A 12959-nucleotide genomic window follows, 5' to 3' on the forward strand; every position below is an offset into this window, starting at 1 on the left:
TACACGCACCGCATGCCCCGAGGCGACCAGCTTCTTCACGGTCTCGGGTGTAACGGCCACTCGGGTTTCGCCAGCCAGTGTCTCGGCAGGCACGCCTATCAGCATAGAGATCTCCTCGGAGCAAGGGGGCACACGGAACGCGCGCAGAGCTTACAGCAAGATTACAGGCGCGCGGTGTCGCCGAAATGCTGTGCCGAATCGCGCTGCCAGCGCCGGTGGATGCTGCAAATCATGCTATTTAATTGATAGCAATTTCAGGGGTTCGGCAGCCCGTGTGACGGCGGCGATGCATCGCCGGATTCGAAGAACGCCAAAACGTATGGCCCCGGATTGAATGAGCCGATCCGAACCTCAATTGCAAACTCCATTTGTATTCAACTGTTGTCAAATGCTTCGAGCAGACTTTTTAAATTCTTCATTTGCGTGCAGTAGTTGCAATCCCGAAAATCTGGCTCCGTCGCAGATAGATACACTTCGAATCAAAATCGCCTGTTCATGGAGACTGGCGAAGGGAGGAAGAAGGGGGATGAAATGCGCATTGCTGTACTCGACGATGGCCCGGATCAACTCGCGCTGATTCATCAAACCATGGCAACACTCGGACACGAGTGCCATCTGTTCGCCGAAGGACGAAAACTGCTGCAGGCCTTGCGCCGGCAGACTTACGACTTTCTGATACTCGACTGGGGCCTGCCGGACATGCCCGGCCCGGACGTGGTGAAAACCATCCGCCGCGAGCTCAAGAGCCGGCTCCCCATTCTTTTCGTGACCGACCGCTGCGACGAGGCCGACATGGTCGAGGGCCTCAATGCCGGTGCAGACGATTTCATGGCCAAGCCCGTTCGCGCCGGCGAACTCGCGGCGCGCATCAATGCGCTGCTGCGCCGCTCCTATCCGGCGCGCCACGAGGCCGAGCTGGTTTTCGGCCCCTATCACTTCTATCCGCCTTCGCGCGTGCTGAAGTTCCGGGGCAAGCAGGTCGAACTGAAGAACCGCGAGTACGAACTCGCGCTGTTCCTGTTCCAGAACCTCGGCCGGCTGCTCTCCCGGGCGCACCTGCACGAGGCCGTCTGGGGGCTGGGCGTCGAGGCGCTGTCTCGCTCGCTGGACACGCATGTCTCGCGTCTGCGAACCAAGCTGGACCTGCGTCCGGCCAACGGCTTCCTTCTGCTGGCCATCTACGGCCTCGGATACCGGCTGGAAGCCGTCGACGAACACACCTTGCCGAGCATCGCACCGCGCTAGACACAGCGTCCGTTCAAGCCCCAGGGCGGCACCACGCCGCTTCCGGGGGAATCTCTCGCGCTCTACAGTCTCCAACAGTGTCTGCCTCGCGAGGCCCCGGGCTCCTGCCTGCCCCATCCCAACGGAAAGAGACGAATGAAACCCATGTTCCGGCTGCTGCTTGCCGCCACGCTGCTCTGGAGCCTGTTCGGCCCCGCAGCCGCCCAGGATGTCGAGGCCAGCGACATGGTGCGTGGTGGCATGCAGGCCATCCAGATGATCGACCAGGGCAAGGCCGGTGAACTGTGGGACGGCGCCACGCCCGCCGCCCGCAAACGCGGTACCCGCGCCGACTTCCTGAGCCAGACCGCCAAAAGCCGTGCCGCGCTCGGCGCCCCCCGGATGCGCACCTGGGTCACGATCAACCGGCAGGTCCTCACGGACCCCGATGTCGACCTGGCGGGCCAATACGTCAGCATCGAATACGAAACCCGCTTCGCCAACAAACCAGAGGGCTCGGTGCGCGAGCTCGTGAGCTTTCACCTCGACAGCGACCGCATCTGGCGCTTCAGCGGCTACGCGTTGAGATAAAACCGGGGTCATGGCCAAACCCCGCTGGAAACCCAACGTCACCGTGGCTGCGGTGATCGAACGCGACGGGCGCTTCCTGCTCGTCGAGGAGCACGCAGGCGACGGCCTCCGGCTCAACACGCCCGCCGGACATCTGGACCCGGGCGAATCGCCTGCCGAGGGCTGCGCGCGCGAGACCCTCGAAGAAACCGCCCACCACTTCACGCCGACCGCACTCGTCGGCATCTACATGGCGCGATCACGGCCGCTGGCCGAGCGCAGTGAAGACATCACCTACATGCGCTTCGCCTTCACCGGCACGCTGGGTGCGTTCGAGGAGGGCCGTGCGCTCGACGACGGCATCGTGCGCACCCTATGGATGACGCTGGACGAGATCCGCGCGAGCACGGCGCGACACCGCAGCCCGCTGCTGCTTCAGTGCATCGAGGACTACCTGGCCGGCAAACGGTATCCGCTCGACGTCGTCCAGCTCGACGCATCGGTGCGGTCCGTGCCCTGAATCAGACGGCCTTCAAACGATGACGCCGCCGCCGAGGCAGCGTTCGCCGTCATAGAGCACGGCGGACTGCCCTGGCGTCACCGCCCATTGCGGGGCGCCGAAACGCAGGCTGAATGCGGGCCCCGCACCGCCCGCCTCCCCCGCCCCCATCTCGCAGGCTGCATCCGCCTGCCGGTAACGCGCCTTCGATCCGTACTCGCCGGGCGCGGGCGCCTCGCCCGCCACCCAGCTCGCATCGTCCGCTTTCAGCGACGACGACAGCAGCCACGGATGGTCGTGCCCCTGCACCACCCACAGCGTATTTTTCTCGACGTCCTTGCGCGCCACGAACCATGGCGAATGGTCGCCCGAGCCGCGCTGCGCGCCCTTTTCCTTGACGCCGCCGATGCCCAGCCCCTGGCGCTGGCCCAGCGTGTAGAAGCTCAGCCCCTGGTGCTCGCCCAGCTTGCGGCCCCGGTCGTCCCGGATCGGGCCCGGTTCCTTGGAGATGTAGCGGTTCAGGAAGTCGCGGAACGGCCGCTCGCCGATGAAGCAGATGCCGGTCGAGTCCTTCTTCTTCGCATTGGGCAGGCCGATGTCTTCGGCGATGCGGCGCACCTCGGTCTTGTGCAACTCGCCCACCGGAAACAGCGTCTTCGACAGCTGCGCCTGGTTCAGGCGATGCAGGAAGTAGCTCTGGTCCTTCGACGGGTCCAGCCCCTTGAGCAGCTCGTGCCGGCCCGTGGCGCCGTTCTGGCGCACACGCGCGTAGTGCCCGGTGGCGATCTTCTCGGCGCCCAGGCGCATGGCGTGGTCGAGGAAGGCCTTGAACTTGATCTCGGCGTTGCACAGCACGTCGGGGTTGGGCGTGCGGCCGGCCTTGTACTCGCGCAGGAACTCGGCAAAGACGCGGTCCTTGTAGTCGGCGGCGAAGTTGACGTGTTCGATCTCGATGCCCAGCACGTCGGCCACGCTGGCGGCGTCCACGAAGTCGATGTTCGACGAGCAGTATTCGCTGTCGTCGTCGTCTTCCCAGTTCTTCATGAAGATGCCGATCACCTCGTGCCCCTGCTGCTTGAGCAGGTGCGCCGTGACCGCGGAGTCCACTCCGCCGCTCAGTCCCACCACGATCCGTTGCTTTGCCATAAGGGCGCCATTGTCCCAGCCTCGCGGTAGTGGCCCCCCGCGTGTGGGAAATCGGGAAAACCCGTGTCGCCGGCTTGTCAGGCCGGCTGCCACCGCACAAAGACCCGGCGCTACAGTGCCCTCGAAGGGCGGCACAGATCCGCCCGCGCACTTTGCAACAGCATCGCGGAGACATCACGCATGGCCACCCCCGTCCCGGTTTCACCAGTTTCACCAGCTTCGTCTGCTTCCCCCGGCGGCGACACTCCCTGGATACACGCCTACCCACCCGGCATGCGCTGGGACGCAGATCTGCCCGTCATGCCCGTGCAGCAGATGCTCGACGAGGCCGTCGCGCGCTGGCCCGACCATTCCGCGGTCGAGTTCATGGGCCAGTCCCTCAGCTACCGCGAGCTCGGCGCGGCGGTCGACCGCGCCGCCAAGGGCCTGCAGGACCTGGGTGTGAAGCCCGGCGTGCACGTGGGCCTCTACCTGCCCAACACACCGCACTACCCGATTGCCTTCTTCGCCGTGCTCAAGGCCGGCGGCACGGTGGTGAACTACTCGCCGCTCGACGCCGAGCGCGTGCTGGCCCACAAGATCGAGGACAGCCGCACCGACATCCTGGTCACGCTGGACCTGGTCAACCTGTATCCGCTGATGGCGCGGCTGCTCGACCATTCGCGCCTGAAGACGCTGGTGGTCGGCAGCCTCGGCGACTACGGCGCGGCCGGCGACAAGGTGCAGGCCCAGTTGCAGGCCGCCGGCCAGGTCGCGACCGTGCCGGTGGACGACCGCCAAGTGCGCTTCACCGACCTGCTGAAAAGCGAAGGCGCGCACCGGACGTACCCGCTCGGCGACCTGACTGAAGAAATCGTGGTGCTGCAGTACACCGGCGGCACCACCGGCCTGCCCAAGGGCGCGATGCTCACGCACGCCAACCTGACGTCGGCCTGCGCGCAGTACTTCGAGTCGACCAAGGGCGACCCGCCCATCCTCGACGAAGGCAAGGAGCGCTTCCTGGTCGTGCTGCCGCTGTTCCACATCTTTGCGCTGAGCGCCGCGATGCTGCTGGGCGTGCGCCTGGGCGCGGCGCTGGTGCTGCACACGCGCTTCGACGTCGACGCGGTGATGAACGAGCTCGCCGCCAGCAGGATCAGCGTGTTCCCCGGCGTGCCGACGATGTACACCGCCATCCTGTCGCACCCCAAGGCCAAGGAAATGGACCTGCGCTCGCTCAAGTTCTGCGGCTCGGGCGGCGCGCCGCTGCCGGTGGAAGTGGAGCAGCGCTTCTTCGAACTGACCGGCTGCCACCTCAACGAAGGCTGGGGCATGACCGAGACCTCGCCCGTGGGCACCTTCACGCCCGCGCGCGGCCTGCGCAAGGCGGGCTCGTGCGGCATGCCGCTGCCGCGGGTGCGCATCAAGCTCGTGAGCCTGGACGATCCGGCGAAAGACGTCGCCAGCTTCGGCGAGCCGGGCGAGCTGTGCATCCAGGGCCCGAACGTGATGAAGGGCTACTGGAACAACCCCAAGGCCACGGCCGAGTCGATGACCCCCGACGGCTACTTCCGCAGCGGCGACGTCGCCCGGATGGACGCCGACGGCTACCTCTACATCGTCGACCGCACCAAGGACATGCTGCTGTGCGGCGGCTACAACGTGTACCCGCGCGTGCTCGAAGAAGCGGTGTACGAGCACCCGGCGGTGGCCGAGGTCTGCGTGATCGGCATTCCCGACGCGTACCGCGGCCAGTCGCCCAAGGCCTTCGTGAAGCTGAAGGAAGGCGCACCCGAGCTGACGCTCGATGCGCTCAAGAGCTTCCTGAAGGACCGCCTGGGCAAGCACGAGATGATCGGCGCACTCGAGATTCGCGCCGAGCTGCCCAAGACGGCCGTGGGCAAGCTCTCGAAGAAGGACCTCGTGGACGAGGAAGCCCGCAAGCGGGCGTAGCCTTTACTTCGCCTGCCCGAACGCCTTGGCCAGCAGCTCGTAGGAGCGCAGCCGGGCGGCATGGTCGAACACCTGCGAGGTGATCATGAGTTCGTCGGCGCCGGTGCGCGCGACGAACGCTTCCACGCCCTGCTTCACCGTCTCGACCGAGCCCACCGCAGAGCACGACAGCACCGAGTCGAGCAGCGCGTTCTCCGACGGCCCGACCTTCTGGCGGTAGTTTTCCACCGGTGGCGGCAGGCGCCCCGGTCGGCCGCTGCGCAGGTTCACGAAGGCCTGCTGCCACGAGGTGGCGCGGAACTCGGCCTCGGCATCGGTGTCGGCCGCGAACACGTTGAAGCCCAGCATCACGTGCGGCTTGCTCAGCTGCGCCGAGGGCTTGAAGGTCTCGCGGTAGATCTGGATGGCCTGCATGAGCTGCTGCGGCGCGAAATGCGAGGCGAAGGCATAGGGCAGGCCCAGGTGCGCCGCCAGTTGCGCGCCGAAGGTGCTGGAGCCCAGGATCCACACCGGCACTTCGAGCCCCGCGCCCGGCACGGCCTTCACGGCCTGCTGCGGGTTCTTCGACATGAAGTCCATCAGCTCGACCACGTCCTGCGGGAACTGGTCGGAGTCCGACTCGAGGTTGCGGCGCAGGGCGCGTGCGGTGCGCTGGTCGGAGCCTGGGGCGCGGCCCAGCCCCAGGTCGACACGCCCCGGGTACAGCGACTCCAGGGTGCCGAACTGCTCGGCAATCACCAGCGGCGAATGGTTCGGCAGCATCACGCCGCCCGCGCCGATGCGGATGGTGGAGGTGCCCGCCCCCACGTAGGACAGCAGCACGGCCGTGGCCGCGCTCGCAATGCCCGGCATGCCGTGGTGTTCGGCCAGCCAGTAGCGCGTGTAGCCGAGCTTCTCGCCGTGCTGCGCCAGCGAGAGCGAGTTGCGGAACGACTGCGCGGCGTCGCTGCCCTCGGTGATCGGGGAAAGGTCGAGGATCGATAACGGAATCATGGGGCGATCATGGCGCGAACCGCCCGACGGCGTCACCGCAGGGGCTATTCGGTTTGGTATAGCGTGGTCACCGTCGCGAAGTCGCGCCCGTTCTGCTCCACGTTCACCTGGAACGGCACGCTCTCGCCCGGTGCGATGGCCGGCAGGTTGTCCACCAGCTTGAAGCCGGTGAGCTGCCCGTTGCGGTCGCGCAGGCTCACCCACAGGCGCACCTTGCCGACGATGGACGTGCCCGGGTTCCTCACGCTGCCTGTCACCTGCACGCTCTTGTAGCTGAAACGCTGGCTGAAGTTGAGCAGCACGCTGCCGGTCTCGGCCTTGGTGCCCGTCACCTTCACCTCCATGGGCTTGCGCGGGCCCGGTAGCGCGGCGCGGCGCATGGGCTTCCATTCGATGCGCGTCTGCGTGATGCGCTCCATGTCCTCCGGCTCCAGGAAGATCGGAAAGCGCTCGCCCGGGTACAGGTACGCCAGCCCCGTGATGTTCGTGGTGCCGTGGAACTTGTTGCCGCTGAAGCGCGAGATCACGCCCCCGGGCGCGAGCACCACGGCGTCGGCGCTGCGGTTGACCAGCTCCCCCAGGAACAGCCGCTGCTGGATGTTGTTGCGCCCGTCGACCAGCGGCAGCAGCTCGAGCTGCTTGTCGTCGAAGCGCTCGCTGTCGTCGGCCAGCAGGTCGTCGGTGCCCAGGCGCAGGTCGGGGTTGAAGCCCTCGGGGCCGCCGGCCGTGCGAATCACGCGGTCGGTGCTCAGCACCGGCCTGCGCGACCCGGAGGCCTCGAGCGTGCTGTAGCCGATGCGGTAGTCCCACGCCGCGATGGCCGCCGCGCGGCCGAAGCGCGCGATGCTCACGTCCACCGAGGTTCGCGCGCCGGGCGCCAGCTCGTTGGCCTGCCCGTAGCCGTGGCCGAAGCCGATGACCTGGCCCGCGTCGTCGTACAGCGTGGCCAGCACCTCGATGCCGCCGATGGCGGTGGCGTCCTTGCGGTCGTTGACCACGCGGCCCACCAGCCGCACGCGCTCGCCCTGCTGGACGAGCCGCGCCCGCGCGAAGGTCAGGCGCGGCCCGTGCACCGCGTCGTAGGGCTCGCTCAGCTTCTGCACGCGCAACTCCTGCCGCGTGACGTTCTTGCCGCTGGGCATGTCGATGAGCGCAGGCGCGCTCTCGCCGGGCTCCAGCACGGCGATCGGCAGGGTCTCGCTGCGCTCGTCCAGGCGGCTGTCGCCGTCGTAGTACACGGCGCGCACGCTGGCGCGCGACAGCGGCTTGCCGGTGTCGTTGCGCGCCACCACCAGCAGCTTGGGCTGCGCGGAGCTGCCGCTGCCCACGAGCACCTGGCGCGGTTCGTCGAGCTTCAGGCCGTCGGTCGGAATGGTGCGATCGACCAGGGCCGCGACGGCTGGCCGCCGGTCATCCGGCGCGTTGCGCGAACCGAAGAAGAGCAAGCCCGCAACCTGGAACAGCAGCACCGCGCCCAGCACGATGGCCACCGTGATGCCGGCCTTGCGCAGCAGCAGCTTCTGCCGCAGCGCCCCTTCGGCCGCGAGCCGGCGGCCGGCCTCGTTCTTCACCTGGTCGAGCACGCGCTCGAGCCGGTCGGACACCTTGTCCTCCACCAGCGTGACCGAGCCGCAATGCGAGCAGGTGTATTCGTTCAGGCCCGTGCGCTGGAGCAAGCTGCTGCCGCACTCGCCGCACTTGAGCGTCTGGAGGTCGATGGTCATGCGGCGCTTCTCACCAGCCGAAGGTGTCGGCGATGTCCTCGGCCGCGCCGGCGCTGCCGAGCAGCGGCGTGAGCCGCTCGATCAGGCGCGCACGATGCACGGGGTCGACCTCGCAGTCGTCCTCGTCCGTGAAGATGTCGTCGCCCGCCTCGTCCCACACCTGGCCGATGACGCCCAGGCACGCGGCCATCTCGAAGATGTCGGCAAACATCGGCCCGTTGTCTTCCCAGGCGCCCGCGCCGTGCATCGCGAACTGGATCGCGCCCGTGCGCAGGTCGAAGATGAACGGGTCGGCGCCCTGGTCGGCCACCACCAGCCAGTGGTCGGGCCAGTCGGCCAGTCGCTCGCCGGTGATGCCCTGCCAGCGATAGCCGGCCTGCAGTTGCCACAGGCGCGCGAGCGGCGGAATGCTGAAGGGGTTGCCGCTGGTCGGCACCGTGAGGCCCGCGTGCCCCACGCGCTCGTTGATCCACTCGCCGAGCGGGCCGATCTGCTCGTAGAAGGTGGCGACGGCCGGCGGCAGTTCGATGTCGCCGCGCCAATGTTCCGCGGCCGTCTGCGGTGCCAACGCCCCGTGGGGGGCCAGGGCCGCGCGGGCCTGTTCGATCGATGCCAAGGTGTGTTCTCCGTTCAGGGAATGCGGGCGGCGCGCCGGCGCGCACACGCTGTGTGTTCGAGGGGGCGCGGTACATGCCATAGCCGCGCGCTCGCGCGGCGCGGTGTCGGCAATGGCCGCGCGCTCTCGCGGCGCGGCGTCGGCAATGGCCGCACGCTCACGCGGACGGGCCGCGCTTGCGCCATTGGCCGAGGTCGGCTTCGATGCGCTCGTCGATGTTGCCGCTCCAGTGCGCGCCGAAGCCGGCCGCGCGCAGCAGCGCCACGATGCGGTGGCCGAGCGCCACGGTGTTGGCTTCGCGCTGCTCGATCTCGGGAATCATCCCGCCGCTGAACGCCAGGTGCAGGCGGCCGGTGCGCACCGCGGTGTCCAGGTCCTGCGAGTGATAGAAGCAGCAGCCGCGAATGCCCGAGTCTTGCCGGCCCGCGGCGCGCCACTGTTCGCGCACGTCGTCATGGCCGTCGGCGAGCGTGTTGCCCGCGCGGTGCAGCGCAATGATCTTTTCGCCGCGCAGCTGCGCGAACACCGCTTCGAGCCGGTCGTACTCGGTGTGCGCGGGCCAGCCGGCTTCGTCGGTGCGCTTGGCGGCGCAGGCACGCGCGACCTCGGCCTTCACCCAGGCCCGATCTTCAGTCGTGAGGTCGTCCGGGTCGAGGTACTCGTCGGTGATCATCCATTCGACATCGGCGTCGGGATGGAAGCCGCTCCACACCAGGTCGTGGATGCGTCCGCGCGTGTCTTCGGGGGCGAGAGTGAGGGCCATGCGTGTGGGGTTGCCGCCTCGGCGGCAACGGATCATGCTTTCATGTTTGCGGGCGGGAACGCCTTTGTATTTTCGCCTACCGCCCCAGGATGGCGCAGTAATGCAAAAGCATGAAGGCCTGTGCCCCTCCCTTGTGCGTCGCGATCATGAAGGATGCGCCTCGGCAAGGCAATGCGCCCTTTGGCGAAGGCCGAGCGAACGACACCGGCGCCGCGCGACTGGCTATGCTCGGCGGCTCTTCATGCCGCAGCGCCATCCTTCCATCGACCTGGTCGCCCACCCGCACGAGCGGCACATGCGCCGCGCGCCCGGCGAGCCTCCGCGCGAAGTCGGCCTGCCGCCGCTGCAAGAGCAACTGCCCACCGAATGGACTTCCGCTGCGCCGCAGGCCACGGAGCGCGCGAAGAAGCCAGTCTCCGACTGGGTCGCCTGGCTGGTCGCGCTCGCGGTGCTGCTGTTCCTGGCGACGTTCGGCTTCCAGGCGATGACATGGGCCCTGCGCGGTGGCTGGCATTGGCTCTGGATGGCCGTCGGGCTGCCGGTGTTCGGCATTTTCTCGGTGACGAGCGTGACGATGGTCGTGGGGCGGCTGCGCGAGCGCCGGCAGATTCGCGTGGCGCTCGCGAACATGTCGCTGGAGCGGGGCGAAGGCTTTCGCGTCGGCGAGCCGCTCACCCTGCGCCTGCGTGCGACGGTGGCCGCCGCTGCCCACGACGGCGAGCGCACGGTGGCGCCGCAGCGCATCGTGATGCGCCTGATGCGGCGGTCCCTCCGCGGCGAAGCCGAAGGCGGCGGGGCGCTGGTGGACGAATGTTGCGACGAAGCCGTCGCGCATCGGGAGGATGCGCGCGAGGGTCGGCTGCTCTATGCCTGCGAACTGTGCGCGAGCCCGGCGCCAGCCGCCGATGAAGCCGATGCTGCCGGCGCGGCCGATGCCGTGCAATGGTCGGTCGAACTGCACGACCCCGCCGTGGAGGGCGGCGCGCCCTTCGTCGTCGCGGCGCTGCGGCGGCTGCCGGCGCGCTGACTCAGCGCTGCGTGCCCGAGGCGAGGGCGGCCAGCAGCACGTCGGTCGAGCGCACGCGGCCCATGCGCGGGAACACGTGCCGGTTCGCGAACTCGTGCGGCTCGGCGGCCAGCGAAGTCATCGCGTCTTCCACGAACACCAGTTCATAGCCGCGGTCGAAGGCCGCACGCGCGGTCGACTCGACGCCGAAGTTGGTCGCGATGCCGCTCATCACCAGCGTGCGGATGCCTCGGCGACGCAGTTGCTGGTCGAGGTCGGTGCCGTAGAAGGCGCCCCACTGGCGCTTGGTGATGCGCACGTCGGCGTCCTGCACCTGCAGTTCGGGCACCAGCTCCGAGAACTCGGGCGGCGGCACGGGCGAGCCTGGCGGGCGGCCGATCGAGGCGTCCGCCGGCAGGCTCAGCAGCGCCGTCACGTCCACACGCACCCACACCACCGTACCGCCCGCGGCACGCAGTTCGTCGGCGATGCGCCTGCTGCGCTGCACCACGTCGGCGGCGCTGTGCGGTGCGAGTTCGCGGCCCACGTTGCTGCGCTGCAGGTCGATGGAAATGAGGGCTGTCTGGCGGGGATTCAGGTCGAGAGGTTGCATCCGGACCATCGTAGCGGGCCCCTGTGAGCCCTTCATGAGCGGCATGCCACGCGCAAAAAAAGGCCGGGCCCCGCATTTGCGAGGCCCGGCCTTTCTTGTCCGGATCGGCGCCCGCCGAAGCGGGCCTGTGGCCGACGATTACAGCGGCAGCGCGTCGCCGTGGGCGGCAGCGCGGGCTGCGGCACGCACTGCAGCGCGGTCCACCGAGCTGGCGACGATCGGCGCGACACCGGCGGAAGCGCCTTCGGCGTACGGGTCGGCGCTATGAGCAGCGGCAACGGCTTCGGCGCGAACGACGGCGCGGTTGGCCACCGACACGACCACCGGGGCCGGGCCGGCGTTGGCACCGGTGGCATACGGGTTGGCGCTGTGGGCGGCAACCACGGCCTGGCTGGCGACGTCGGCGCGGCTGGCGGCCGAGGTCAGGGGGTGCACGCCGTTGTACGTTTCAGCGTGGGCGCCACCGGCAACGGCCAGCAGGGCGAGGGAGACGGCGGAGAGGAGCTTCGAGGCGGTCATTTGGATTTCCTTCAATTCGTTTGTTCTTGCTTGCACTTGGATGATGTCGAACCGGTCTTGGGTGGGTCACCGTCCCTCCGGGGGGCGGCCACCTCGCTCGGGGCCCTGTTCATCCAGATCAGCTGGTGGGCCGGTCTGTGAATGAATTGTGCGCTCGCATCTAAGTAAAAACCCTTATGAAACAGAACCGCGGTGTTCACACTATCGAAACAATCGTCAGCCACAGCGGGCCACGCCGGCCTTGCCGTAGAGTGACCGGATGAACGCCCAGGCCCCCGCTTCCCTGACTTCCAACCCCTGCTTTTCCTTGTGGGGCACGCCCGACACCGTCTTCGATGGTCTCGCGGGCACATGGCATCTGGAACGAACCATCGAAGGCCAGGCCTCGATGACGGGCACGGCCGTGTTCAGCCCCTCGCAGGCAGGGCTGCTGAAGTACCGCGAAGAGGGCCGCATCCGCCTGGCCGACGGCAAGGAGTTCGACGGGCACCGCGAATACCTGTTCGAGCGCGCTCCTGGCGGCTTCCTGGTTCACTTTGCCGAGAACCCGCCGCGCCTGTTCCACGCCATCGCGGTGGTGCGCGACGGCGATGCGCTCGCGGGGTCGGCCGTGCACCTGTGCACGCCCGACACCTACGACAGCAGCTACCGCTTCCTGGCGGACGGCAGCTTCGGCATCCGCCACACGGTGCGCGGCCCGCGCAAGGACTATCTGTCGGCCACCGTCTTCAGGCGGCGCAACGGGTAGCAGCCCGGACGATCAGTCGCGGTCGAGCCGCCAGCCCGGCATGCCGCGCATCACGGTCTGCACGAGCATGGCGCAGATGCCGCACTTGATCAGGTCGCCCGGAATGAAGACCAGCATGGCCAGCGCGGCCTGCGACAGCGACATGTGCGCGACCCAGGAGAGCCCGGCGATGCCGACGGCGTAGACCACCAAGATCCCGCCGACCACCGACGACAGGAAAGCCGCCGCCAGCAACGGCAGGCCCGTTGCGCCCGCCATGCGGCGCATGGCCAGGCGCATCAGCAGGCCGCAGGTGAACGCACCGAACATCCAGCCGAACAGGAAGCCCGAGGTCGGGCCCACGAAAACAGACAGCCCGCCGCGTCCGCCCGGCAGCAGCGGCAGGCCGAGCGCCACCGCCAGCAGGAACAGCGCAATGGCCAGGAACCCGCGGCGCGGCCCGAGCAAGCAGCCCGCCAGCATCACGCCCAGCGACTGCAGCGTGATCGGCACGCCGAACGGCAGGTCGATCTTCGGGATGAGGCCGAACACCGCCATCAGCGCGGCGAACAGCGCGATGTACGAGAGCGAACGGGACGAAGTGAGGGAGCCGGTGGTGGTGGTCAT

15 protein-coding genes are annotated in these 12959 nt (G+C 68.2%); 6 read left to right on the forward strand and 9 right to left on the reverse strand.

Going from position 1 to position 12959, the window contains the following annotated elements:
* The coding region (locus ACSFBM_RS26660) for a hypothetical protein (RefSeq protein WP_435487308.1) at positions 1 to 105 on the reverse strand (105 nt) is incomplete at its 3' end.
* Positions 106 to 531: 426 nt separating this feature from the next.
* Between ACSFBM_RS26660 and ACSFBM_RS26665 the strand changes: the two genes are divergently transcribed.
* The 3 genes from ACSFBM_RS26665 (at position 532) to ACSFBM_RS26675 (ending at position 2314) form a co-directional block, all read left to right on the forward strand.
* Positions 532 to 1245 carry a response regulator transcription factor gene (locus ACSFBM_RS26665; RefSeq protein WP_435487309.1) on the forward strand — a complete coding sequence of 238 codons (714 nt, stop codon included), beginning with the start codon at positions 532 to 534 and terminating at the stop codon, positions 1243 to 1245.
* A 135-nt stretch (positions 1246 to 1380) separates the two neighbouring features.
* Complete coding sequence (locus ACSFBM_RS26670) at positions 1381 to 1815, forward strand: DUF4019 domain-containing protein (protein ID WP_435487100.1); 435 nt, start codon at positions 1381 to 1383, stop codon at positions 1813 to 1815.
* A 10-nt stretch (positions 1816 to 1825) separates the two neighbouring features.
* Positions 1826 to 2314: an NUDIX hydrolase gene (locus ACSFBM_RS26675; RefSeq protein WP_435487101.1), complete on the forward strand. Its 489-nt coding sequence runs from the start codon at positions 1826 to 1828 to the stop codon at positions 2312 to 2314.
* Positions 2315 to 2326: 12 nt separating this feature from the next.
* Here ACSFBM_RS26675 and mnmA read toward each other — a convergent pair whose 3' ends face one another.
* Positions 2327 to 3439: a tRNA 2-thiouridine(34) synthase MnmA gene (mnmA, locus tag ACSFBM_RS26680; protein WP_435487102.1), complete on the reverse strand. Its 1113-nt coding sequence runs from the start codon at positions 3437 to 3439 to the stop codon at positions 2327 to 2329.
* A gap of 273 nt (positions 3440 to 3712) precedes the next feature.
* Between mnmA and ACSFBM_RS26685 the strand changes: the two genes are divergently transcribed.
* A complete protein-coding gene (locus ACSFBM_RS26685; protein WP_435487103.1) occupies positions 3713 to 5371 on the forward strand; it encodes a long-chain-fatty-acid--CoA ligase in 1659 nt (552 codons plus the stop codon).
* Between the two features lie 3 nt (positions 5372 to 5374).
* Here the strand turns inward: ACSFBM_RS26685 and ACSFBM_RS26690 are convergent, their stop codons facing one another.
* The 4 genes from ACSFBM_RS26690 to ACSFBM_RS26705 all read right to left on the reverse strand — a co-directional run bounded on the left by ACSFBM_RS26690 (position 5375) and on the right by ACSFBM_RS26705 (position 9467).
* Entirely contained in the window at positions 5375 to 6364 is a 990-nt protein-coding gene (locus ACSFBM_RS26690) for an LLM class flavin-dependent oxidoreductase (protein ID WP_435487104.1), read from the reverse strand.
* A 44-nt stretch (positions 6365 to 6408) separates the two neighbouring features.
* Complete coding sequence (locus ACSFBM_RS26695; protein WP_435487105.1) at positions 6409 to 8088, reverse strand: FxLYD domain-containing protein; 1680 nt, start codon at positions 8086 to 8088, stop codon at positions 6409 to 6411.
* A 10-nt stretch (positions 8089 to 8098) separates the two neighbouring features.
* Complete coding sequence (locus ACSFBM_RS26700; RefSeq protein WP_435487106.1) at positions 8099 to 8704, reverse strand: hypothetical protein; 606 nt, start codon at positions 8702 to 8704, stop codon at positions 8099 to 8101.
* Between the two features lie 157 nt (positions 8705 to 8861).
* Positions 8862 to 9467 (reverse strand): DUF6891 domain-containing protein, encoded by a 606-nt coding sequence (locus tag ACSFBM_RS26705; protein ID WP_435487107.1) that lies wholly within the window; start codon positions 9465 to 9467, stop codon positions 8862 to 8864.
* 241 nt (positions 9468 to 9708) lie between these two features.
* On the opposite strand from ACSFBM_RS26705, the gene ACSFBM_RS26710 reads away from it, so the two are divergent.
* Positions 9709 to 10494, forward strand: coding sequence for a hypothetical protein (locus ACSFBM_RS26710; protein ID WP_435487108.1), 786 nt, complete (start codon positions 9709 to 9711; stop codon positions 10492 to 10494).
* Position 10495: 1 nt separating this feature from the next.
* Here the strand turns inward: ACSFBM_RS26710 and ACSFBM_RS26715 are convergent, their stop codons facing one another.
* Both ACSFBM_RS26715 and ACSFBM_RS26720 read right to left on the reverse strand, forming a co-directional pair.
* The gene (locus tag ACSFBM_RS26715) at positions 10496 to 11086 is read right to left on the reverse strand and encodes an isochorismatase family protein (RefSeq protein WP_435487109.1); all 591 of its coding nucleotides are present in this window, start codon (positions 11084 to 11086) and stop codon (positions 10496 to 10498) included.
* Positions 11087 to 11224: 138 nt separating this feature from the next.
* The gene (locus ACSFBM_RS26720; protein WP_435487310.1) at positions 11225 to 11605 is read right to left on the reverse strand and encodes a helicase SNF2; all 381 of its coding nucleotides are present in this window, start codon (positions 11603 to 11605) and stop codon (positions 11225 to 11227) included.
* A 259-nt stretch (positions 11606 to 11864) separates the two neighbouring features.
* Between ACSFBM_RS26720 and ACSFBM_RS26725 the strand changes: the two genes are divergently transcribed.
* Positions 11865 to 12353: a DUF6314 family protein gene (locus tag ACSFBM_RS26725; RefSeq protein ID WP_435487110.1), complete on the forward strand. Its 489-nt coding sequence runs from the start codon at positions 11865 to 11867 to the stop codon at positions 12351 to 12353.
* 12 nt (positions 12354 to 12365) lie between these two features.
* Here ACSFBM_RS26725 and ACSFBM_RS26730 read toward each other — a convergent pair whose 3' ends face one another.
* A complete protein-coding gene (locus ACSFBM_RS26730) occupies positions 12366 to 12959 on the reverse strand; it encodes a biotin transporter BioY (RefSeq protein WP_435487111.1) in 594 nt (197 codons plus the stop codon).

This window comes from Variovorax pasteuri (assembly GCF_051216435.1).
Classification (GTDB): domain Bacteria; phylum Pseudomonadota; class Gammaproteobacteria; order Burkholderiales; family Burkholderiaceae_C; genus Variovorax.

Bases quoted from the DNA above. Each gene is read 5' to 3' on its own strand.
- ACSFBM_RS26665 (WP_435487309.1), top strand. From the start codon at position 532: ATGCGCATTGCTGTACTCGACGATGGCCCGGATCAACTCGCGCTGATT.
- ACSFBM_RS26670 (WP_435487100.1), top strand. From the start codon at position 1,381: ATGAAACCCATGTTCCGGCTGCTGCTTGCCGCCACGCTGCTCTGGAGC.
- ACSFBM_RS26675 (WP_435487101.1), top strand. From the start codon at position 1,826: ATGGCCAAACCCCGCTGGAAACCCAACGTCACCGTGGCTGCGGTGATC.
- mnmA (WP_435487102.1), bottom strand. From the start codon at position 3,439: ATGGCAAAGCAACGGATCGTGGTGGGACTGAGCGGCGGAGTGGACTCC.
- ACSFBM_RS26685 (WP_435487103.1), top strand. From the start codon at position 3,713: ATGCGCTGGGACGCAGATCTGCCCGTCATGCCCGTGCAGCAGATGCTC.
- ACSFBM_RS26690 (WP_435487104.1), bottom strand. From the start codon at position 6,364: ATGATTCCGTTATCGATCCTCGACCTTTCCCCGATCACCGAGGGCAGC.
- ACSFBM_RS26695 (WP_435487105.1), bottom strand. From the start codon at position 8,088: ATGACCATCGACCTCCAGACGCTCAAGTGCGGCGAGTGCGGCAGCAGC.
- ACSFBM_RS26705 (WP_435487107.1), bottom strand. From the start codon at position 9,467: ATGGCCCTCACTCTCGCCCCCGAAGACACGCGCGGACGCATCCACGAC.
- ACSFBM_RS26710 (WP_435487108.1), top strand. From the start codon at position 9,709: ATGCCGCAGCGCCATCCTTCCATCGACCTGGTCGCCCACCCGCACGAG.
- ACSFBM_RS26715 (WP_435487109.1), bottom strand. From the start codon at position 11,086: ATGCAACCTCTCGACCTGAATCCCCGCCAGACAGCCCTCATTTCCATC.
- ACSFBM_RS26720 (WP_435487310.1), bottom strand. From the start codon at position 11,605: ATGACCGCCTCGAAGCTCCTCTCCGCCGTCTCCCTCGCCCTGCTGGCC.
- ACSFBM_RS26725 (WP_435487110.1), top strand. From the start codon at position 11,865: ATGAACGCCCAGGCCCCCGCTTCCCTGACTTCCAACCCCTGCTTTTCC.
- ACSFBM_RS26730 (WP_435487111.1), bottom strand. From the start codon at position 12,959: ATGACCACCACCACCGGCTCCCTCACTTCGTCCCGTTCGCTCTCGTAC.